This is a genomic window from Tardiphaga robiniae, from assembly GCF_001618955.1.
Taxonomy (GTDB): domain Bacteria; phylum Pseudomonadota; class Alphaproteobacteria; order Rhizobiales; family Xanthobacteraceae; genus Tardiphaga; species Tardiphaga robiniae_A.
This window is the reverse complement of sequence record NZ_LVYV01000012.1, coordinates 120,606-141,012: the sequence shown is the minus strand read 5'-3', so window position 1 is coordinate 141,012 and position 20,407 is coordinate 120,606. Positions and strand designations below refer to the sequence as shown.

The following is a 20,407-nucleotide window of genomic DNA, read 5'->3' as shown; positions in this document are numbered from 1 at the left end:
GTGATTGTAGCTCCACAGCTAGTCCATGCTGCCTTTTGCGCAATCCGGGCAACAACGTTCTCGCGGCGGTATCTCTGGCGCATCATATCTTCTCGTTGACGAAACGCCATAACTAATTGAAATTAAAGCACGTTTTTGCTCACAGAGCGACCCTGGCGTGGTGCCATGACGCCCGCAGGACGCAAGTCGCCTTCAAATCTCACGCTTCGATCGTCCATCAGGGAGAGACTAGAATGTTCACGATGTCACGGCGCGCTGTCGCCGGTCTGATTGCTGCGGCTGCACTACTGCCCGGAGCTACCTTCGCCGCCGAACCTCTCAAGGAAATCCGGCTCGACTGGGCGACCTACAATCCGGTCTCGATCATCCTCAAACAGAACGGCCTCCTGGAGAAGGAATTCGCCAAGGACGGCGTGAAGATCACCTGGGTACAGTCGGCCGGCTCCAACAAGGCGCTCGAATTCCTCAATGCGGGGTCCATCGATTTCGGCTCGACCGCGGGCTCGGCTGCGCTGGTCGCCAGGATCAACGGCAACCCGATCAAATCGGTCTATGTCTATTCGCGACCGGAATGGACCGCGCTGGTCACCGGCAAGGACTCCAAGATCGCCTCCGTCGCCGACCTCAAGGGCAAGCGGGTCGCGGTGACCCGCGGCACCGATCCGCACATCTTCCTGGTCCGCGCTTTGCTCGGCGCCGGCCTCACCGACAAGGACATCACGCCAGTTCTGCTGCAGCATGCCGACGGCAAGGCCGCGCTGATCCGCGGCGACGTCGATGCATGGGCCGGACTCGATCCGATGATGGCGCAGGCCGAGGTCGAGGACGGCGCCAAACTGTTCTTCCGCAAGCCGGACGCCAACACCTGGGGCATCCTCAATGTGCGCGAGCAGTTCCTGAAGGACTATCCGGATGCCGCACGGCGGGTGCTCGCCGTCTATGAAGACGCGCGGAAATATTCGCTGGAGAATTATCCCGAGCTGAAGAAGGCCTTCATCGGCGTCACCAAGCTGCCCGATGCCGTGGTCGACAAGCAGCTCAAGGAGCGCACCGAACTCACCCACAGCCGCATCGGCGCACCGCAGCGCGAGTCGATCCTTGCCGCAGGCCTCGCATTGCAGCAGGCGGGGGTGATCGACGCCAAGGTCGATGTGAAGGCGACGGTGGATGCACTGATCGACGATCAGGTGCCGCTGCCGAAGAGCTGACGCTCTGACTTCCCCTCTCCCCCAGCGCAGCAAAGCTGCGCGCCGCGGGAGAGGGTGCCTGAGCGCAGCGAAGGCGGAAGAGGGCTCTTTCTTCCGCGAAGCGCCCCCTCTCCCGCCTCGAACCCGCTTCGCGTGTTCGATCCACCCTCTCCCACCTGACGCAGCTTCGCTGCGCCGGGGGCGAGGGGAAGACAGCAAGGCGCTGCTTGCAATCACCGACGAGACGCAATCTCCTATGACAATGACGCTGGAAACACCCGCGCTCGAACGACCCGAGACACGCGACCGATCCGCATCCAACAGGCGCTGGCAGCGTTTCGCGCGGCCGGCGCTCGGCGTCGTACTGCCGCTGACACTCGCGCTGGCATGGGAGCTAGCGGTGTGGTCCGGCTGGTCGAATGGCCGATTGGTGCCGCCGCCATCGCGCGTCTTTGCCACCATCATGGAGCTCGCCCGAAGCGGCGAACTCTGGCGCCATATCACCACGACGCTGTCGCGCGTTGCTGCCGGCTTCGGCCTCGGCGTTGTCACCGGCACGCTGCTCGGCGCTATCTCCGGCTATTGGGGAATCGCACGGCGCCTGCTCGATCCCACCGTACAGGCACTGCGCGCCATCCCGTCGATCGCCTGGGTGCCGCTGTTCATCCTGTGGCTCGGTATTTTTGAGACCTCGAAAGTCGCGCTGATCGCCGTCGGCGTGTTCTTTCCGGTTTATCTCGGCGTGATGGGCGCGATCCTCTCGGTCGATCGCAAGATCGTCGAGGTCGGCCGCACCTTCCGCCTCTCCGGCCCCGCCATGATCCGCCGCATCCTGCTGCCTGCGGTTCTGCCCGCCTATGTGGTCGCGCTGCGCGTCGGCCTCGGGCTCGGCTGGATGTTCGTGGTTGCCGCCGAATTCATGGGCGCCTCCGAAGGGCTCGGCTATCTCCTGATCGACGGCCAGCAACTGGGCAAGCCCGCGCAGATCCTCGCCGCAATCACCATCTTCGCGCTGCTCGGCAAGACCACCGACTGGCTGATCGAATTGATCACCACACCACTGCTGCGCTGGCAGGACGCGTTCCGACCGGGTGGAGAGACCTGATGCTCGCCCTCGACAAGGTCGGCAAGATCTATCCCAACGGCGTCCATGCGCTGGAGCGCTTCTCGGCGACAATCCCGCAGGGCGAGATCGTCGCCATCATCGGCGGCTCCGGGTGTGGAAAATCGACACTGCTGCGCGCCGTGGCCGGGCTCGATCGCGCCTCGACCGGCAGCATCCGCATCGACAATATCGATATCAGCGCGCCGCACGAGAAGATCGGCATCATCTTCCAGGAACCGCGGCTGCTGCCGTGGCTGAGTGTCGCCGACAATATCGGCTTTGGCCTGTCCGAGCTTCCTGCCGCCGCACGCCGCGAGAAAGTCGCGCAGGCCTTGGCGCGCGTCGGCCTGTCGGATAAAGCAAAAGCATGGCCGCGCGAACTATCCGGCGGGCAGGCGCAACGCGTGGCCATTGCCCGTGCATTGGTGCCGCAGCCGGAGGTGCTGTTGCTCGACGAACCGTTCTCGGCGCTCGACGCCTTCACGCGCCGCGATCTGCAGGATCATCTGCTCGATCTCTGGGCCGATACACGGCCGACGCTGATCCTTGTCACCCATGATGTCGATGAAGCTCTGGTGCTGGCAGACCGCGTGCTGGTCATGCGGCCGCGGCCGGGTCGGCTGTTCGCCGAGATCGATGTCGGCCTTGCGCGTCCGCGCGATCGTGCCTCGCCGCTGTTCGACGCTGTGAAGCGCCGCGTGCTCACCGCACTGGATCGATCGCTGGATCGTGACGTGCCCGATAGCGCGCCCGCCGAGACGGTCGGCGCGTGGTGGTGACAACATCGACGCAGGCGAATAAAAGCTGCAACTAACAAAATCTCAGGGAGAGATATCATGGACGCCGCCGCGCTTCGCGCCACCCAGGCCCCCATCAAAGAGCTCTATAAGACCGATCCCAAGGCTGCCTTCATCACGCTCAAAGCCAAGGGCTCGATCGACAGCGACGGCATCGCCTGCAAGGTCGAGACCGGCCGGCAGATCGCAGCCGCCGGACTGCACCCGGCCACGGGTGGCTCCGGCCTCGAACTCTGTTCGGGCGACATGCTCCTGGAAGCACTGGTGGCCTGCGCCGGCGTGACGCTGAAGTCGGTGGCCACCGCCGTCGAAATCCCACTGAAGTCCGGGAATGTGACCGCCGAAGGCGATCTCGATTTCCGCGGCACGCTCGGCGTCGACAAGGAAGCCCCGGTCGGCTTCGCCGAAATCCGCCTGCGCTTCGACGTCGATACCGACGCACCGCAGGACAAGCTCGATCTGCTGCTCAAGCTGACCGAGCGTTATTGCGTGGTCTACCAGACCATCAAGCATGGCCCGAAGGTTTCGGTGTCCCTCAACAGGGTGTAAGCAGGCGGGACTGTTCACAAGGAAGAGGAGGCCAAGCACCTCCTCTCGTCAGGCTGCCATGTCCCCCGAACTTGCCTTCCTCCTGACGCTCACTTTGCGCATGGCGATCACCGCCGCCTTTGTGATCACCGCCTCCATCATTACCGAACGATCCGGCCCGGTGATCGGCGCATTGGTAGCGACACTGCCGATCTCTGCAGGTCCGTCCTACGTCTTTCTCGCCATCGATCACGATGCCGCCTTCATCGCGCAGGGCGCGCTGACGAGCCTGCCTATCAACGCCGTGACAATGTTCTTCGGATTGACTTACGTCTATCTGGCCCGGCGCCATAACGTCGTTGTCAGTCTCGGCACGGCAATGCTGGTGTGGTTCGGCCTTGCCATACTGGTCCGGCAATTCGAATGGTCGTTGCTTGGGGGTCTCCTTGCCAATGCGGTGGCCTTCGGCATCTGCCTGCCGCTCATGGCGCGGTTTCGCCACGCCAGGATGCCGCTCATCACACGACGCTGGTACGACATACTGCTACGTGCGGCACTGGTGTCCACGTTGGTCGGCACAGTCGTCACGCTATCCGCGACCATCGGCCCGGCCGGTAGCGGCATCCTTGCGCTCTATCCCGTGGTGTTCACCAGCCTGTTGCTGATCCTGCATCCGCGCATCGGCGGCCTGCCGACCGCCGCGGTAATGGCCAATGGCGGCTGGGGCCTCATGGGCTTCGGCATCGCCGTCGCGACCCTGCCCCTCACCGCGCCGCGCTTCGGTTCGGCAATCGCGCTAAGCGTCGCGTTGGCAACTTGCGTGGTGTGGAATCTCGGCCTGTGGGCATACGGGCGCATGAAAATCCGCGCCGTCTAGCCTTTGGGCAGTTTCGCCTTCAGCGCATAGAGCGCGTCGAGCGCCTCCCTTGGCGACATCTCATCCGGATGCAGCGCCTTCACGGCATCCATCAGGAGCTCTGCTTCGCTCGGCGGTGCTGCTTCGGCCGGCGCGCGCGCAGTGATGGCGAATAGCGGCAGGTCATCCATCAGCGCCTTGGCGCTCTGGCCGCGATCCTGCGCTTCGAGCTTGGCCAGCACCGACTTCGCGCGCGCGATCACCGCGGGCGGCAGGCCTGCGAGTTTGGCCACCTGAATGCCATAGGAGCGGTCCGCTGAGCCCGGCAGCACCTCGTGCAGGAACACGACGTCACCGTGCCATTCCTTGACCCGCACCGTGGCATTGAACAGCCGCGGCAGTTTCGCCGAGAGCGCGGTGAGTTCGTGATAATGGGTCGCGAACAGCGCGCGGCAGCGATTGCTCTCATGCAGATGCTCGATCGCGGCCCAAGCGATCGACAATCCGTCGAAGGTCGCGGTGCCGCGGCCGATTTCGTCGAGAATTACCAGCGCGCGTTCGGTGGCCTGATTGAGGATCACGGCGGTCTCGACCATTTCGACCATGAAGGTCGAACGACCGCGCGCGAGATCATCCGCAGCGCCAACGCGCGAAAAGAGTCTGTCGACGATGCCGATGCGGGCGCGCGATGCCGGCACGAAACTGCCGATCTGCGCCAGCAGCGCGATCAGCGCGTTCTGGCGCAGGAAGGTTGACTTACCCGCCATGTTCGGACCGGTGATCAACCAGATCTGGCCGGACTGCTGCCCCGGCCCGGGCGACAGATCGCTGGCATTGGCGATGAACGGCTGGCCGTCGCGGCGCAGCGCCTGTTCGACCACCGGATGCCGGCCGCCCTCGATGGCGAACAACAGCGAGTTGTCGACTTCGGGGCGGACATAATTGTCGTCGACCGCGAGTTTCGCCAACGCGGTCGCCACATCCAGCAGCGCGAAAGCGTGCGCGGCGGCGCGCAGATCTTCTGAGGCCTCGACGACCATGCCCGACAGACGCTCGAAGATTTCGAGCTCTAACCCAAGCGCGCGGTCGCCGGCATTGGCGATCTTGGCTTCGATCTCGCCGAGCTCGGACGTGGTGAAGCGCACCTGCCCGGCCAACGTCTGGCGATGGATGAAGGTCGCGTTCAGCGGCGCCTGCATCAGCTTGTCGCCATGCTGCGCGGTGACCTCGACGAAGTAGCCGAGCACGTTGTTGTGGCGGATCTTGAGGCCTTTGACGCCGGTATCGTCGGCATAGCGCGCCTGCATCGCGGCGACTACCAGGCGCGAGGCGTCGCGCAGATTGCGGGTCTCGTCGAGCGCGGCCTCAAAGCCCTCGCGCACGAAGCCACCGTCGCGCTTCAACAGCGGAAGATCTTCGGCGAGCGCGCGGGCGAAGGTGGCCGCAAGCTCACGTGACGGGCGGTGCAGCCCGGCCATGGCCGCGGTGATATCTGCCGGCAGGTTGTCGATGGCGCCGAGGCGCGCCAACACCTGGTCCGCGGCCAGCACGCCGTCGCGCAGGCAAGCGAGATCGCGCGGGCCGCCGCGGCCGACCGAAAGCCGCGCGAGTGCGCGCGACATGTCCGGCGCGGTCTTCAGCGCCGCGCGAAGATCGTCGCGCAGGCCACTGTCAGCGACGAATGTGGTCACCGCATCGAGCCGGCGACCGATGGCCACTTCATCGGTCAACGGCGCGGCAAGACGCTGCGCCAGCAGCCGCGAGCCCGCGGCCGTCACGGTGCAGTCGATGGCATCCAGCAGCGAGCCCTTGCGCTCGCCTGATAGCGTCCGCGTCAGTTCGAGATTGGCGCGGGTCGCGGGATCGATCGCCATGGTGGTGCCGACCGCTTCGCGGGTCGGCGGCGACAGCGGCACGCGTTTGCCGACCTGGGTGCGCTCCACATAGGTGACGCAGGCGGCGGCCGCGGTCGCTTCCAACCGCGACATGGCGCTGAGGCCATCCATGGTGGCGACGGCAAAGTAATCGCACAGCCGGCGTTCGGCGGTGGCGCCATCGAACACGTCGCGGGTCAGCGGCGTCACCGCCGGGAGTTCGCGCAGCAACTGGCTGAGGTCAGGATCGCTGTAGAGCGCGTCCGTAACCAGCACCTCATTGGGATTGATCCGCGCCAGTGTCGCGCCGAGTTCGCCCGTCGCACATTCGGTGACGATGAATTCGGCAGTCGAAATATCGATCCAGGCCAGACCGATGCGATCCGCACCGCTTGAGCCCTTGCTGCGCGCGATCGCCAGCAGATAGTTGTTCGCCCGGGCATCGAGCAGGTTTTCTTCGGTCAGCGTGCCCGGCGTGACCACGCGCACGACATCCCGCCGTACCACGCTCTTGTTGCCGCGCTTGCGGGCTTCGGCGGGATTTTCCATCTGCTCGCAGACGGCGACGCGGATGCCGAGCGCGATCAGGCGATGCAAATAGTCGTCGGAGCGCTCCACCGGCACGCCGCACATCGGAATGTCCATGCCCTGATGCTTGCCGCGCTTGGTCAGCACGATGCCGAGCGAACGCGAGGCGAGCTCGGCGTCCTCGAAGAAGATCTCGTAGAAATCGCCCATCCGGTAGAACAGCAGGAGGCCAGGATTGGCCGCCTTGATTTCGAGGTACTGTTCCATCATCGGCGACACCTTCGTGGTGTCTTCCACGCGGGCGGCTGGCTGTTCCGGGGCGGTAATGGCTTGCTGGATTGTCATGGCGGCGGACGCTAGCAAATTTTACCCTGCCGATCCCACCCGCCCTGGTTTCAAATCCCAGTTTTCCCCATCGAGCGGCCCAGTTGACAAGTCAACTTGAATTTCATATCCGCAATTCCGAGGGAATTCTTTGAATTCCCGGGGACAAGGCAGCCATCTGCCGGAGCCATTTGACCGGGTGAGCGGGGGTTCTTAAAACCACCGCGAAAATCCGGCAATCGAGCGCGGATGCAGTCTCCAGGGAGAGAATTGATGAGCGATGTCTTCATTTGCGACGCCGTCCGCACCCCCATCGGCCGTTTCGGCGGCTCCCTTGCCAAAGTTCGCGCCGACGACCTCGCCGCCGCCCCCATTAAAGCCCTGATGGACCGCAATCCCGGTGTGGATTGGGCTGCCGTCGAGGAAGTCTATTTCGGCTGCGCCAACCAGGCCGGTGAAGACAACCGCAACGTCGCCCGCATGGCCGCGCTGCTCGCAGGCCTGCCGGATTCCGTTCCCGGCGCCACACTGAACCGTCTTTGCGCCTCCGGCCTCGATGCCGTTGGCGCCGGCGCCCGCGCCATTCGCGCCGGTGAAATCGATTTCGCCATTGCCGGCGGCGTGGAATCCATGACCCGCGCGCCATTCGTGCAGGGCAAGGCCACCGAAGCCTTCTCCCGCTCGGCGGAAATCTTTGACACCACCATCGGCTGGCGTTTCATCAATCCCTTGATGCGCGAGAAATACGGCGTCGACGCCATGCCTGAGACCGGCGAAAACGTCGCGCAGGATTTCCAGATCTCCCGCGCCGACCAGGACGCTTTCGCCATCCGCTCGCAGCAGAACGCCGGCAAGGCGATCGCTTCGGGCTATTTCGCCGAAGAGATCATCCCGGTGATGGTGCCCGGCGGCAAGGCCGGCCCGATCGCCGTCGACAAGGACGAGCATCCGCGCCCCGAGACCACGCTGGAAGGCCTCGCCAAGCTGCGCCCGATCGTGCGCAAGGACGGCACGGTCACCGCCGGCAACGCCTCGGGCGTCAATGACGGCGCCTGCGCCATGATCCTCGCTTCGGGCGCTGCGGTCGAGAAGCACGGCCTCAAGGCCCGCGCCCGCATTCTCGGCCTCGCCTCGGGCGGCGTCGCGCCGCGCATCATGGGCATCGGCCCGGTACCCGCGACCAAGAAGCTGATGGAACGCCTTGGTCTGAAGATCAGCGATTTCGACCTGATCGAGCTCAACGAAGCCTTCGCGTCGCAGGGCATCGCCGTGCTGCGCCAGCTCGGCGTCAAGGAAGATGCTGATTTCGTGAACCCACACGGCGGCGCGATCGCGCTCGGTCATCCGCTCGGCATGAGCGGCGCGCGCCTGGCGATGACGGCGGTGCACGGCATGGAGAAGCGCGGCGGCAAGCTCGCGCTCGCCACCATGTGCGTCGGTGTCGGCCAGGGCGTTGCCATGGCGATCGAGAAGCTGAACTAAAACTCACGTCCACAAGAATGCCGCCGCGGGATCCGCGGCGGCCAGAGGGAAACCAGCATGACGCTAATCTATCCCGTCGAAAGCAATGCGGCCCACGCGCCGCGGCTCTCACCCGGCTACAAGAGCACCATCAAGCGTGCCCCGCAGAAGCAGCGCATCCTGATGCCGCACACGCTGTCGGAAACGACAGGACCGGTCTATGGCCACGAGACCGTGCGCCCCGGCGATCATGACCTTACCACCATGCATGCCGGCGAACCGCTCGGCGAACGCATCATCGTGCACGGCACGGTGATGGACGAGGACGGCCGCGGCGTGCCGAACACGCTGGTCGAACTGTGGCAGGCCAATGCCTGCGGCCGCTATGTGCATGTCTGGGACCAGCATCCCGCGCCGCTCGATCCGAACTTCACCGGCGCCGGCCGCACCGTCACCGACGCCGCGGGCAACTACAAGTTCGTCACTATCAAGCCTGGCGCCTATCCGTGGGGCAATCACCACAATGCCTGGCGCCCTGCGCACATCCACTTCTCGGTGTTTGGCCACTCCTTCGTCTCGCGCCTCGTGACGCAGATGTATTTCCCGAACGATCCGCTGTTCCCGTTCGACCCGATCTTCAACTCGGTCACCGACGAGAAGGCGCGCCTGCGTATGGTGTCGGATTTCGACCTCGACGTCACCGAGCCCGGCTGGGCGCTGGCCTATCGCTTCAACATCGTTTTGCGCGGCCGCAACGCGACCCCGACGGAGAATCACTGATGCCCGGAATTACCCCGTCGCAGACCGTGGGTCCGTTCTATGCCTATGGCCTGACGCCGAACGGCAAATACGCCTGGAACGACGCCTTCACCAACAACCTGCTGACGCCCGACGTCACCGGCGACAAGATCCGCATCGAAGGCGTGATCTATGACGGCGACGGCAAGGTTGTGCCCGACGCCGTGCTGGAAATCTGGCAGGCCGACGCGCAGGGCCGCTTCGCCGATCCTCAGGACACCCGCGGACTTCCGAATTCGAGCTTCAAGGGTTTTGGTCGCTCCGGCACCACCGACGCCGGCGAGTATTCGTTCGACACCATCAAGCCCGGCGCGGTACCCGGCCATGATGGCAAGCCGCAGGCCCCGCATATCGTGATGGCCGTGTTTGGCCGCGGCATGACCATGCAGTCGATGACGCGTATCTATTTCGACGATGAAGCCGCAACCGCAAGCGACGCGGTAATGAATCTCGTGCCAGCGGATCGCCGTGCGACGATCATCGCGAAGAAGACGGCGCCGGGCGTGTATCGGTTTGATATTCACCTGCAAGGTGACAACGAGACGGTGTTCTTCGACGTGTGATGCTCTTCCTTAACCTCTCCCCGCCTTGCGGGGAGAGGTCGGAGCCGGCGCGCAGCGACGGCTCCGGGTGAGGGGCCGGGTACGCAGCCGCGCCGCGCGCGGACTATCAAGTCCCACCCTCCCCCATATCTTTGCATTTCTCCGAGGAAATTCCGATCCGAGAAGCCACGTATGGGGCTAGTGCCGTGCTATGCCCCTCACCCGCCACGAAGACGCGGCGACCTCTCCCCGCAAAGAGCGGCGCGAGGTTAAAAGGAACTATTCCATCACCGCCGGATGCTCGTCCGCACCCGGCTTCGCCGCCTGGGCACGCAAGGCCGCCTTGGACGAGCCGATAATCAGCGCCATTGGAATCGCGCAGAGCGTCACCAGCATCACCATCTGATAATCCAGCCCGAAGGCGATGATCGTTGCCTGCAGCGTGACGATGGCGTCCATCATGGCGCGACCGCTGTCGGCGGCGAGGTTGATCGCGCCGGTCACATTGGGCATCTGCAGCGCGTTGTTGAACGGCGTGATGTGCTCGACCAGCACCGCATGCGCCATGCGGGTGTTGGACGTCAGTTGCGCGATCACGATGGAAATACCGATCGAACTCGCGACATTACGCAGCAGCGTGAGCATCGAGGTGCCGTCGGTGCGCAGATGATTTGGCAGTGTCAGGAACGCCACCGTGGACAGCGGCACGAAGACGAGACCAAGGCCAAATCCCTGCGCGATCGAGACGATCACGATCTCCGGCACGCCGGTCTGGTCGGTCCACATCGACGTAAAGAACAGCGACACCGACATCAGCGCCATTCCCACCATAATTAGTGTACGCGCCTCGACATATTTCATGATGCGCCCGACCAGCATCATCGCCACGAAGGTGCCGGAGCCACGGGTCGCCAGTAACAGACCTGCCGTAAGGATCGGATAGCCGATCACGTTCTGCAGATAGGGCGACGACAGTGCCATGGTCGAATACAGCACCAGCCCCATGACGGCCATGAACACGCAGCCGCCGACAAAATTTTTGTCCTTGAAGATGGCGAACTGGATGAACGGCTTCGAGGTCGTGAAGGAATGCGCGAAGAAATAATAGAAACCGATGATCGAGACGATCGCCTCGATGACGATTTCGTTGGATTCGAACCACCCGAGCTGCTCGCCGCGGTCGAGCGCGAGCTGCATCGCACCGATTCCGATAGCCAGCGCGCCGAAGCCAAACCAGTCGAATTTCAGTTCTGCATTGGTCTTGGTCTCGTCCATGAAGGCCAGCAGGCCAAACACCGTGACGATGCCGAAGGGCAGATTGACGAAGAACACCCAGTGCCAGGAATAAGTTTCAGTCAGCCAGGCGCCCAATGAAGGCCCCATGATCGGGCCGAGCATCACGCCCATGCCCCAGATCGACATCGCCTTGGCTCGCTCATGCAGCGCGTAGCTGTCGAGCATCACCGCCTGCGACAGCGGCACCAGTGCCGCGCCGAACACGCCCTGCAACAGGCGAAAGCCGACCATCTGGTTGATGTCCTGCGCTAGGCCGCACAGCACCGAGGCGACAGTAAAACCCGCCGAACAGACGATGAAGATTTTCTTGCGGCCGAACCGGTTGGCGATCCAGCCGACCGGCGCAGTCATGATCGCCGCTGCCACGATATAGGAGGTCAGCACCCAGTTGACCTGATCCTGCGACGCCGACAGCGTGCCCTGCATATAGGGCAACGCAACGTTCGCAATCGTGGTGTCGAGCGCCTGCATGATAGTCGCGGTCATGGCGCAGATCGTCACCATGTTCCGGCGAAAGCCGGGGACCGCACTGGGAGATGGCGCCGACGTGCTCATGGGATCAGTCCTGAGCAGCCTTGGCCGATGACAGGCCGAGCAGGCCCGCCAGCGAACGATGGTGTTCGGTGTCGATGGTCGTGTAAGTGCTCATGCCGGCCTTGAGCCGTTTCACGAACGGATCGTTATAGTCGAGATAGATCCGCACCGGCACGCGCTGCACCACCTTGACGAAGTTGCCGGTGGCATTCTGCGGCGGCAGGATCGCGAATTGCGCGCCGGTACCAGGGCTCAGCGAACCGACGGTGCCCTTGAAGGCGTGGTTCGGGAACGCATCGACATCGATCTCCACGGTCTGGCCAACGGCGATGTAAGTGAAATCGGATTCCTTCAGATTAGCATCGACCCATGGCCTGTTGTCGTCGATCACCGTGAGGATAGGCGTGCCGGCCATCGCGAAGCGGCCGAGCTGGATGTTATCGACCTGCGTCGCGACACCGGAGATCGGCGCTTTCAGCACGGTGTGGTCGAGATTGCGCTGCGCCTGATCGAGCGCCGACTGCGCCTGCGCGTAAGGCGGGAACTGGGCTAGCGGCAGATCGGGATTGCCGAGCAACTGGTTCATCGAGGTCGCAAGCTGCTGCCTCAGGAGTTCGAGCTGCGCCTTCGCGGTCACCGCCGCCGTCGCCGCATTGTCGAGATCGAGCTGCGAGCCGAAGTTGCTCTTGACCAGAGTCGACTTGCGTTCGACGTCGCGCTGCTTGAAGTCGACGCCCTGCTGCGCCAGATCCTGCATCTGGCCGTAGATCTTCACATTGCTGACGAGGTTGTCATAGGTGGTCTTTGCCTGCGCCAGCTTGGCCCTGGCATCGTCAAGCGCCAGCCGGAACGGCACCGGGTCAATCTCGAACAGCACATCGCCTTCTTTGACATGCTGGCCTTCGCGCACGACGACCTTGTCGACCTTGCCGGAGATGTCCGGCGTGATCAGCACCTTCTGCGCACCGACATAGGCATCGTCGGTGCCGACATAGCGACCGCCCGAAAGATAGAAGGCGACGCCGCCAATAAGAACGATCGCAGGCAGTACGACCAGCAGCAACGTTCGCCGATAGCGCTTCAGGAAACCTTTCGCGCCCTGACGCTGCGTGGTCGCGGCGCCATCGGATCCGCCCTCGGGCGCATCCTTGTCGGGAAATTTCAGCACGGGCTCAGCCATAGACTTGTTCCTTGGTCTTTGTGGCTGCGGGGTTCAGCGCAGCGCGGATATTGTCTTTGATGTTTTCGAGATGCGCGACCAGCTGGTGCATGTCGGCCTCGCTCACGCCGTCGAACGCGACCTGCATCAGGTTACCGCGCAGCACCGCCAGCTTTGCCGTCAGCGGGCGCGCGGCCTCGGTGAGATAGAGGCGCTTGATGCGGCGGTCGGTGTCGTCATTGCGGCGTTCGATCAGGCCGCTGTCGCAGAGCTTGTCGATCAGCCGCGTCAGGCTGATCGGCGCCATTTCCATGGCGTCGGCGAGATCGGTCTGTTTTTGCCCCTCATTGCGCTCGACCTTGGCGAGCACCGCCCATTGGGCGCGGGTCATGCCGAACTGGCGCGCTTCCTTGTCGGCCAGCTGCCGCAACATGCGCTGGGTCTCGAACAAGGCGGACAGGAAATCGGTGCCGGTGTCAGGCTGACAGGACATGAAGGCGCTCCGTAAACTTAGCTTATTATAAGCAAGCTTATGAATAACGCATCGGTGGACGATACGACGCAGCCCCGCGACTAGCGCATGGCTGGATCTACCTGACCTCCCCAGAATAGGCGGCACAGCAAAAAGCCCGGCACGAGGCCGGGCTTGAGGTCGTCAGGAGGATCGAAAGGATCAGTATTTGGCCACGACAGCCGGGCTGAAGGCGTAATTGATGCCGGCGCGGAAGACGTGGTCATGGAAGCCGACCGAGGTCTGGTTGGCCGTTCCCCCGAAATAGGTCGCCGAGCCCAGATCGAGATAAAGATATTCGAGCTTGGCCGACCAGTTGGTGCCGAACTTCTTTTCCAGACCGGCGCCCAGGGTCCAGCCGACACGAGTCTGCGATTCCGACAGCAGCGTGCCGGGAACCGTCACGGCGGCGCTGGCCGGTGTTGTGCCCTGCGATCCCGGTCCGAATATCTGGCCCGTTACAGTCGTCTGGGTGGAATATTTGACCTCACCGACAGCGAGACCGCCAGTACCGTAGAGGAGCAGATCCGGCGTTGCCAGCAGGCCGACCCGGCCGCGGAATGTGGCGAACCACGGGAAGCTCCATGAGCTGTTTGCCGAGGTCAGTGCGAGCAGATTGAAGTCACCGCCGGGCAAAGTGGTCCGCAGCGAACTCACTGGAGAGTTCGCGCTGCCACGTTCACCAGTCCCCTGGATATCGGCTTCGAGACCGACGACCCATGTGCGATTGAGCTGCCAATTGTAGCCGATCTGGCCGCCGCCGAGGCCGCCATTGACGTCCTGCTTGACCGGCGACGCAAAGGCGGTGCCCGGCAAGAAGGTCGCGTCACCTTTGCCCCAGCTGTAGCCACCGTTGAGGCCGGCATAGAATCCGGTCCAGTTGATGCCGGGGTCCACCAGAACCGGCGCCTTGGCGTACATGCGGGGCGACAGATCCGCAGCGCCGGCGGTCGACGAAAACGCCATGATGGCGAGGCCTGCAGCGGCCAATACGGTACGTTTCACCATCAGTCTCCTCAACAACAGATCAAAAGGCAGGCCCAAGGCCCTGCTTCGATGATGTGTAGTTGAATGAGACATCAGCGACTTGGAACGGACGCGACGCGGCAGGACTGGGCGAGACTGGCACCGCAATTCGTTCTGCTTGTTGCGTTCAAGCCACATGACGCATCGCGAACTATCAAAAGAGAAACCGCCCAAAGACGCAGTAACCACGACGAATATGAACGCGATCCGTACTGGCACGACCAAGATATAGTTCAATGCTTGCAGGACTGATCCTCGTGACTTCAAGGCCCGGTCCCGAAGCGCCCGATTCCTCGATCGCGGCGACTTCCGAAAATCTGACGCCGCAGCTACAATTCGGACGCCTGACATTCAACGTCGAATCCCCTCCTCCGACGGACGCCCCGTTTTCGATCGATACTGTTTTGCACAGGTTGCCGGGCGCGATTGTTTTTATCGGCACGGGATTTCCGGCGAATGATCGCATGCCGGATGCTGCGACTGCGTCATCGCCCGACGATGTCGTCTTTGCAGTCGTTCTGAAAGGTGGCGCTCGCGCATCGCAGCATGGCCGCGAAGAGGTCATCGAGCAGGACCACGCGGTCCTGATGACAACCAGGGACGCCGGTTCGCATACGTCATCTCGTGAGACGCAGCATCTGATCGTTCAGATCGACCGTGCCGTGCTGGCGATCAAGGTGCCCAATCTCGGCGCCTGGCTCATGCGACCTCTCTTCCTGGAGACTCAGACGTTGCGGCTATTGATGGCGCATTGTCAGGAAGCAATCGACCTCGACGAGTCCGCCCCCACTCATCTTCAGCACCATGTCGTGGCCGATCTGTGCAGTCTGATCGCATTTCTAATCAACGGTTGGGAGAACCGCTCCGAGGCGTCTCCGCCTTCCAGCACCCGCATGCTGCGCTTGCACGCGATCAAGGCAGCCATAGAAGCAAGCCTCGGAAATCACGACCTCTCGGCCGAAACACTGGCGGCGGCTCAGAAAATCTCGCCGGATTATGTCCGCAAGCTGTTTCGCGAACACGGCCTCAGCCTGTCGGAGTATTTGCTCGAACGGCGTTTGGCCTTTGCTCATGGACTGTTACTCAACCCATTGCGGGCCGATGAGCGGATCGGAAAGATCGCCGACGAGGCCGGCTTCAACGATTTGTCGTATTTCAACCGGACATTCCGGCGCCGATATGCCACCTCGCCATCGGATTTGCGCAGAAGCGCGACTTGATCCGGCACGGTATGCCCGTTCAACCTTTGCAATCGACCGGTCGGCGCCCCATCTCCAGGGAGCGGTCGCCGTTTGGCGGCGCTGGATTTAGTGTAAGACTGGGGCCCAACGCCAAAAAGACGGGCACAATCACACCCAACGGGTTAAGCTACCTCCGTATGGCAGTTCCGAAACCAACTTTCCCGGCTCCCGGCCACGATCACGACCGCTGTACGGCGGACGCGATGCATCATGCCGAGCATGTCTGTGCGGCCCGGTCGCAAAAGCTGACTCCAATCCGCCGGCTGGTGCTTGAAGCGCTGCTCGCGAGCCATCGACCGCTTGGGGCCTACGAGATCATCGATGAGCTTGCCAAGACCACTTCGCGTCCGGCACCCATCACCGTGTATCGCGCACTTGATTTCCTGATGGAGAACGGCCTCGTTCACCGCATCGAGAGCCGCAACGCCTTCCTGGCCTGCGCGCACGACCACGGCACGGCCTCGATGGTCGCGTTTCTGATCTGTGACCAATGCGGGTCGGTCGGCGAAGTGCCGGCTACGAAAGTTGCGCAGAGCCTGAACGATGCCGCACGGACGACTGGCTTCGTCCCGAAACTGTCTGTTGTCGAAATCACCGGAACCTGCGCGCACTGTCAGGCGTGACGATCCCATAACAACACGGCGACAAGCCGGGCCCGAGGCTTCATGTCTGCAGAAACCATCATCAGCCCACCCGGCGGACGCGCACTTACCGCCGGCGCCATCGCCCTTGTCCTGATGTTGTGCCTGACCTGGGGCTTCAACCAGATCGCCATCAAGCTGGTGCTGCACGACATCCCGCCTTACACGCAGGCGATGCTGCGCTCGGCCGGCGCGCTGCTGGTCATCCTGGCCATTGCGCGCATGCGCGGCGTCAAGCTGTTCGAACGCGACGGCACGCTGAAAGCGGGCCTGTTTGCCGGCCTGCTGTTCGGCATCGAATTCGTGCTGATCTTTCACGGCCTGCAATTCACGACGGCCTCGCGGGCCGCGGTTTTCCTCTACACGATGCCGTTCTTCGTGGCCTTCGGCTCCTATCAGTTCCTGGGCGAACGCCTGCGCCCGGTGCAATGGGCCGGACTCGCGGTGAGTTTTGCCGGTGTCGCCGTGGCGATCGGCGTCCCGCAGCCCGACGTCACCGCCGATGTGCTGATCGGGGATCTGATGATCGTCGCCGGTGCGGGACTATGGGCCGCGACCACGCTGGTGGTCAAAACGACCCCGTTGCTCTACGTCGCGCCTGAAAAGGCATTGGGATACCAGGTCGGGCTGTCTGTCCCGATTCTGGGCCTGGCGGCGCTGCTGGCGGGCGAGACCGTGACCCGGGTTCCCGGTCCACTGGCGCTGTCCCTGCTCTCGTTTCAGGCCTTCTGGGTGGTCGGATTCACGTTTTTGCTCTGGTTCGGGCTGATCAAGACCTATTCCGCCAGCAAATTGTCGGCTTTTACCTTCATCACCCCTTTGTTTGGCGTCGCGGCAGGCTATCTCATCATGGGCGACCATCTGACCCCCGCCTTCGGCCTCGCTGCGTTATTGGTCGTTGCCGGGCTGGTCCTCGTTAACCGACCGGTCAGGGCCTAGGCCACTAACGCATTGCTGGATGTCATCTAAATCTGATATTCGAGACCCCATGAACAAGATTGAAATTCCGTCTGATATCGCCGGTCCGGCGCCCCGGCACCTCACCACACAGGTCATGGTTGGCAACGTCGCTGTCGGCGGCGGCGCCCCGATCGTCGTGCAGTCGATGACCAACACCGACACCGCCGATATTCAGGGCACCATCGACCAGGTCGCAGCGCTGTCGCGCGCGGGCTCGGAAATGGTCCGCATCACCGTCGACCGCGACGAGGCCGCAGCCGCCGTTCCGCATATCCGTGAGGCGCTGGACAAGCAGGGCATCACGACGCCGCTGATCGGCGACTTCCACTATATCGGCCACAAGCTGCTTGCTGAATTCCCGGCCTGCGCCGCGGCGCTCGACAAGTACCGCATCAATCCTGGCAATGTCGGCTTCAAGAGCAAGCGTGACACGCAATTCGCCGACATCATCGAGATCGCGAACAAGAACAACAAGGCCGTCCGCATCGGCGCGAACTGGGGTTCGCTCGATCAGGAACTGCTCACCAAGCTGATGGACGAGAACGCGCTGTCCGCGAATCCAAAGGACGTCCGCGCGGTGACGCGTGAAGCGATGGTGCAGTCGGCATTGCTGTCGGCGGCCCGCGCCGAAGAACTCGGCATGCCGAAGAACAAGATGATCCTGTCCGCCAAGGTTTCGGCGGTGCAGGACCTCATCGCCGTGTATCAGACGCTGGCCTCGCGCTCCGACTATGCGATCCATCTCGGCCTTACCGAGGCCGGCATGGGCTCGAAGGGCATCGTCGCCTCCTCGGCTGCGCTCGGCATCCTGCTGCAGCAGGGCATCGGCGACACTATCCGCATTTCGCTGACGCCGGAGCCCGGCGGCGACCGCACGGTGGAAGTTCAGGTTGCGCAGGAATTGCTGCAGACCATGGGTTTCCGCACCTTCGTGCCGCTGGTCGCGGCGTGCCCGGGTTGCGGCCGCACCACGTCGACCACGTTCCAGGAACTGGCGCGTTCGATCCAGGATTTCATCCGCGACTCGATGCCAGGCTGGAAGACGCAGTATCCCGGCGTCGAGAACCTCAACGTTGCGGTCATGGGCTGCATCGTCAACGGCCCCGGCGAATCCAAGCACGCCAATATCGGCATCTCGCTCCCCGGCACCGGCGAAAGCCCGGCCGCACCAGTGTTTGTCGACGGCGAGAAATTCCGCACCCTGCGCGGCCCGAGCATCGCTGCCGACTTCAAGGCGCTGGTGATCGACTATATCGACCAGCGTTATGGCGCCAACGCGAAGGCGCCGGAAATCGTGACAGCGGCGGAATAAGCCGCGCCATATAAATACGAACTGAAACGGCCGGGCATCGTCCCGGCCGTTTTCGTTTGTGCGGCTAATAGCTGCCTAAAGCGGAATCCGCCGAAACTCACGATTGGTCAGCCCCGCCTCTTCCAGATCGAGATCGCGCTCGATCCGCCGTCTGCTTTCGTCGGTGATCTTGCCGTCGCGCAGCTGCGCGTGGATGAATTTGCGCTCGGCCTTGATGAGTTCGCGCACCAGATCGATGCCCACCGCCGAGACATCCACGTCGGGATCGAGCTCGCCCGGTAACTGGTTCGAGCGGCTTTCGTGGCGCGCGCGAAGCAGTTTCACGACTTCGTCGGACAGTTCGCGATCATCGGTCATGGCATCGAGCCGCGCCAGGGCTGTCGCCAGTGCCTCGCGGCGCGTGGCGAGTTCAGCCTCGTGCTCGGCGATATATTCCTCGCGGCCGATTTTGGTCACGCCGAGCCACTTCACCACGATGGGCAGGCACAGGCCGAATCCGACCAGCGTGATCAGGATGATGTTGAACGAGACGAACAGGATCAGGTCGCGCGACGGAAAGCCTTCGTTCGAGACCAGCGTGAATGGCAGCGCCAGCGCTGCGGCCAGCGACACCGCACCACGCACGCCGGTGAAGGCGATAACGAAGGTCCATTGCCAGTTCGGCGCCGGATCGCGTTTACGCAGGTCCGCGCTGAGCCAGCGCGGCACATAAATCGCCGCATAGACCCAGACGAACCGTGCCACGATGATCACGACGGTGACGAGCACCGTGGCCAGCATGATGTCGGCGAACGGAAATGCCTTCGACTTTTCGATCAGCGCCCGCATCTGGAAGCCGGTCAGCAGGAACAGTAGGCCCTCGACCAGATAGATCACCAAATCCCAGAAGAAGATGCCCTGCAAACGCGTTGCTGCGGAGATCAGCAACGGGCCGTTCCACGAGATGTAGAGACCGCAGGCGACGGTGGCGATGATACCGGAGCCACCGAAATGTTCGGGGATCAGATAGGCGACATAGGGCGTCAGCAGCGACAGCGTGATTTCGACCTGCGGATCGCGCGCGCGGTGACGCATGCGCAGGCTGAGCCAGCCGATGGCCAGACCGAAGACGAGTTCGCAAGCGAGAATAGCGACGAAGGTGCCCGCCGCCTTTGACATCGAGAACGCTCCCGTGGTGATCGCCACCACCGCGAAGCGATACAGGATCAGCGTCGTCGCATCATTGGCGAGCCCCTCGCCTTCCAGCACGACCAGCATCCGGCGTGGCAGGCCGAGTTTTCGCGCAATCGCCAGCGGCGCCACCACGTCCGGCGGGGCGACGATGGCGCCGAGCAGGAAGCCGACCGACCACGGCAGACCGATCAGATAGTGCGTCGCGGTTGCGACGAGGCACGCGGTGAAGATCACGCAGCCGACCGCGAGCAGCGTGATGATGCGCAGATTGGCGCGGAATTCGCGCCAGCTCATGGCAACGGAGGCCGAATAGATCAGCGGCGGCAGCACGCCCAGCAGCACCACGTCCGGCGGCAGTTGGATCGAGGGCATGCCCGGCACGAAGGCCAGTGCAATACCGGCCAGCAAAAGCAGGATCGCCGGGGCGATGCTGATGCGCTTGGCCAGCCACGCCGTGCCCGCAAGCGCAGCGATCAAAACCAGGAAAATCTGAAATTTGGCTTCCACGCGGGCGACATCCTCTACGTGCCTAATTTGCCCGGATGACAAGGGAG

18 protein-coding genes are annotated in these 20,407 nt (G+C 63.2%); 12 read left to right on the top strand and 6 right to left on the bottom strand.

Going from position 1 to position 20,407, the window contains the following annotated elements; genetic code table 11:
- Window positions 1-233 precede the first annotated feature (233 nt).
- The 5 genes from A4A58_RS13895 (at window position 234) to A4A58_RS13875 (ending at window position 4,494) form a co-directional block, all read left to right on the top strand.
- Entirely contained in the window at window positions 234-1,208 is a 975-nt protein-coding gene (locus A4A58_RS13895; RefSeq protein WP_068732964.1) for an aliphatic sulfonate ABC transporter substrate-binding protein, read from the top strand.
- Between the two features lie 235 nt (window positions 1,209-1,443).
- Complete coding sequence (locus tag A4A58_RS13890) at window positions 1,444-2,292, top strand: ABC transporter permease (protein WP_068732962.1); 849 nt, start codon at window positions 1,444-1,446, stop codon at window positions 2,290-2,292.
- The gene (locus tag A4A58_RS13885) at window positions 2,292-3,071 is read left to right on the top strand and encodes an ABC transporter ATP-binding protein (protein ID WP_068732960.1); all 780 of its coding nucleotides are present in this window, start codon (window positions 2,292-2,294) and stop codon (window positions 3,069-3,071) included. Before A4A58_RS13890 ends, A4A58_RS13885 begins: the two co-directional genes overlap by 1 nt.
- Before the next feature lie 57 nt (window positions 3,072-3,128).
- On the top strand, window positions 3,129-3,638 hold the full coding sequence (locus tag A4A58_RS13880) for an OsmC family protein (RefSeq protein ID WP_068732958.1): 510 nt from the start codon (window positions 3,129-3,131) through the stop codon (window positions 3,636-3,638).
- Window positions 3,639-3,696: 58 nt separating this feature from the next.
- Window positions 3,697-4,494: a hypothetical protein gene (locus tag A4A58_RS13875; RefSeq protein ID WP_068732955.1), complete on the top strand. Its 798-nt coding sequence runs from the start codon at window positions 3,697-3,699 to the stop codon at window positions 4,492-4,494.
- Here the strand turns inward: A4A58_RS13875 and mutS are convergent.
- The gene (mutS, locus tag A4A58_RS13870) at window positions 4,491-7,220 is read right to left on the bottom strand and encodes a DNA mismatch repair protein MutS (RefSeq protein WP_068732953.1); all 2,730 of its coding nucleotides are present in this window, start codon (window positions 7,218-7,220) and stop codon (window positions 4,491-4,493) included. The two genes, A4A58_RS13875 and mutS, sit on opposite strands and share 4 nt — an antisense overlap.
- Window positions 7,221-7,472: 252 nt before the next feature.
- On the opposite strand from mutS, the gene pcaF reads away from it, so the two are divergent.
- Genes pcaF through pcaG form a run of 3 tightly spaced genes read left to right on the top strand, consistent with a single transcriptional unit; the run spans window position 7,473 to window position 10,021 of the window.
- On the top strand, window positions 7,473-8,681 hold the full coding sequence (pcaF, locus tag A4A58_RS13865) for a 3-oxoadipyl-CoA thiolase (RefSeq protein WP_068732950.1): 1,209 nt from the start codon (window positions 7,473-7,475) through the stop codon (window positions 8,679-8,681).
- Between the two features lie 57 nt (window positions 8,682-8,738).
- Complete coding sequence (gene pcaH, locus A4A58_RS13860) at window positions 8,739-9,440, top strand: protocatechuate 3,4-dioxygenase subunit beta (RefSeq protein ID WP_068732948.1); 702 nt, start codon at window positions 8,739-8,741, stop codon at window positions 9,438-9,440.
- Window positions 9,440-10,021 carry a protocatechuate 3,4-dioxygenase subunit alpha gene (gene pcaG / locus A4A58_RS13855; protein ID WP_068732946.1) on the top strand — a complete coding sequence of 194 codons (582 nt, stop codon included), beginning with the start codon at window positions 9,440-9,442 and terminating at the stop codon, window positions 10,019-10,021. The genes pcaH and pcaG overlap by 1 nt, the downstream gene beginning before the upstream one ends.
- Window positions 10,022-10,279: 258 nt before the next feature.
- Here the strand turns inward: pcaG and A4A58_RS13850 are convergent, their stop codons facing one another.
- From A4A58_RS13850 to A4A58_RS13835, 4 genes are all read right to left on the bottom strand, one after another.
- On the bottom strand, window positions 10,280-11,851 hold the full coding sequence (locus A4A58_RS13850) for a DHA2 family efflux MFS transporter permease subunit (RefSeq protein ID WP_068732945.1): 1,572 nt from the start codon (window positions 11,849-11,851) through the stop codon (window positions 10,280-10,282).
- A 4-nt stretch (window positions 11,852-11,855) separates the two neighbouring features.
- Entirely contained in the window at window positions 11,856-13,010 is a 1,155-nt protein-coding gene (locus tag A4A58_RS13845; RefSeq protein ID WP_068732944.1) for an HlyD family secretion protein, read from the bottom strand.
- Window positions 13,003-13,482 (bottom strand): MarR family winged helix-turn-helix transcriptional regulator, encoded by a 480-nt coding sequence (locus A4A58_RS13840; RefSeq protein ID WP_068732943.1) that lies wholly within the window; start codon window positions 13,480-13,482, stop codon window positions 13,003-13,005. Before A4A58_RS13840 ends, A4A58_RS13845 begins: the two co-directional genes overlap by 8 nt.
- Window positions 13,483-13,662: 180 nt before the next feature.
- A complete protein-coding gene (locus tag A4A58_RS13835) occupies window positions 13,663-14,508 on the bottom strand; it encodes an outer membrane protein (RefSeq protein WP_068732941.1) in 846 nt (281 codons plus the stop codon).
- A gap of 254 nt (window positions 14,509-14,762) precedes the next feature.
- Here A4A58_RS13835 and A4A58_RS13830 point away from each other — a divergent pair, with 254 nt between their 5' ends.
- The 4 genes from A4A58_RS13830 to ispG all read left to right on the top strand — a co-directional run bounded on the left by A4A58_RS13830 (window position 14,763) and on the right by ispG (window position 18,680).
- A complete protein-coding gene (locus A4A58_RS13830) occupies window positions 14,763-15,746 on the top strand; it encodes an AraC family transcriptional regulator (RefSeq protein ID WP_068732940.1) in 984 nt (327 codons plus the stop codon).
- A 158-nt stretch (window positions 15,747-15,904) separates the two neighbouring features.
- Window positions 15,905-16,390 (top strand): Fur family transcriptional regulator, encoded by a 486-nt coding sequence (locus A4A58_RS13825; protein ID WP_068732939.1) that lies wholly within the window; start codon window positions 15,905-15,907, stop codon window positions 16,388-16,390.
- 42 nt (window positions 16,391-16,432) lie between these two features.
- Window positions 16,433-17,347 carry a DMT family transporter gene (locus A4A58_RS13820; RefSeq protein WP_068732938.1) on the top strand — a complete coding sequence of 305 codons (915 nt, stop codon included), beginning with the start codon at window positions 16,433-16,435 and terminating at the stop codon, window positions 17,345-17,347.
- A gap of 49 nt (window positions 17,348-17,396) precedes the next feature.
- Complete coding sequence (gene ispG / locus A4A58_RS13815; protein WP_068732936.1) at window positions 17,397-18,680, top strand: flavodoxin-dependent (E)-4-hydroxy-3-methylbut-2-enyl-diphosphate synthase; 1,284 nt, start codon at window positions 17,397-17,399, stop codon at window positions 18,678-18,680.
- Window positions 18,681-18,755: 75 nt separating this feature from the next.
- Here ispG and A4A58_RS13810 read toward each other — a convergent pair whose 3' ends face one another.
- Window positions 18,756-20,360, bottom strand: coding sequence for a Na+/H+ antiporter (locus A4A58_RS13810; protein ID WP_068732934.1), 1,605 nt, complete (start codon window positions 20,358-20,360; stop codon window positions 18,756-18,758).
- Between the last annotated feature and the right edge of the window lie 47 nt (window positions 20,361-20,407).

Coding starts and splice junctions, on each gene's coding strand:
- A4A58_RS13895 (WP_068732964.1), top strand. CDS start 234: ATGTTCACGATGTCACGGCGCGCTGTCGCCGGTCTGATTGCTGCGGCT.
- A4A58_RS13890 (WP_068732962.1), top strand. CDS start 1,444: ATGACAATGACGCTGGAAACACCCGCGCTCGAACGACCCGAGACACGC.
- A4A58_RS13885 (WP_068732960.1), top strand. CDS start 2,292: ATGCTCGCCCTCGACAAGGTCGGCAAGATCTATCCCAACGGCGTCCAT.
- A4A58_RS13880 (WP_068732958.1), top strand. CDS start 3,129: ATGGACGCCGCCGCGCTTCGCGCCACCCAGGCCCCCATCAAAGAGCTC.
- A4A58_RS13875 (WP_068732955.1), top strand. CDS start 3,697: ATGTCCCCCGAACTTGCCTTCCTCCTGACGCTCACTTTGCGCATGGCG.
- mutS (WP_068732953.1), bottom strand. CDS start 7,220: ATGACAATCCAGCAAGCCATTACCGCCCCGGAACAGCCAGCCGCCCGC.
- pcaF (WP_068732950.1), top strand. CDS start 7,473: ATGAGCGATGTCTTCATTTGCGACGCCGTCCGCACCCCCATCGGCCGT.
- pcaH (WP_068732948.1), top strand. CDS start 8,739: ATGACGCTAATCTATCCCGTCGAAAGCAATGCGGCCCACGCGCCGCGG.
- pcaG (WP_068732946.1), top strand. CDS start 9,440: ATGCCCGGAATTACCCCGTCGCAGACCGTGGGTCCGTTCTATGCCTAT.
- A4A58_RS13850 (WP_068732945.1), bottom strand. CDS start 11,851: ATGAGCACGTCGGCGCCATCTCCCAGTGCGGTCCCCGGCTTTCGCCGG.
- A4A58_RS13845 (WP_068732944.1), bottom strand. CDS start 13,010: ATGGCTGAGCCCGTGCTGAAATTTCCCGACAAGGATGCGCCCGAGGGC.
- A4A58_RS13840 (WP_068732943.1), bottom strand. CDS start 13,482: ATGTCCTGTCAGCCTGACACCGGCACCGATTTCCTGTCCGCCTTGTTC.
- A4A58_RS13835 (WP_068732941.1), bottom strand. CDS start 14,508: ATGGTGAAACGTACCGTATTGGCCGCTGCAGGCCTCGCCATCATGGCG.
- A4A58_RS13830 (WP_068732940.1), top strand. CDS start 14,763: ATGCTTGCAGGACTGATCCTCGTGACTTCAAGGCCCGGTCCCGAAGCG.
- A4A58_RS13825 (WP_068732939.1), top strand. CDS start 15,905: ATGGCAGTTCCGAAACCAACTTTCCCGGCTCCCGGCCACGATCACGAC.
- A4A58_RS13820 (WP_068732938.1), top strand. CDS start 16,433: ATGTCTGCAGAAACCATCATCAGCCCACCCGGCGGACGCGCACTTACC.
- ispG (WP_068732936.1), top strand. CDS start 17,397: ATGAACAAGATTGAAATTCCGTCTGATATCGCCGGTCCGGCGCCCCGG.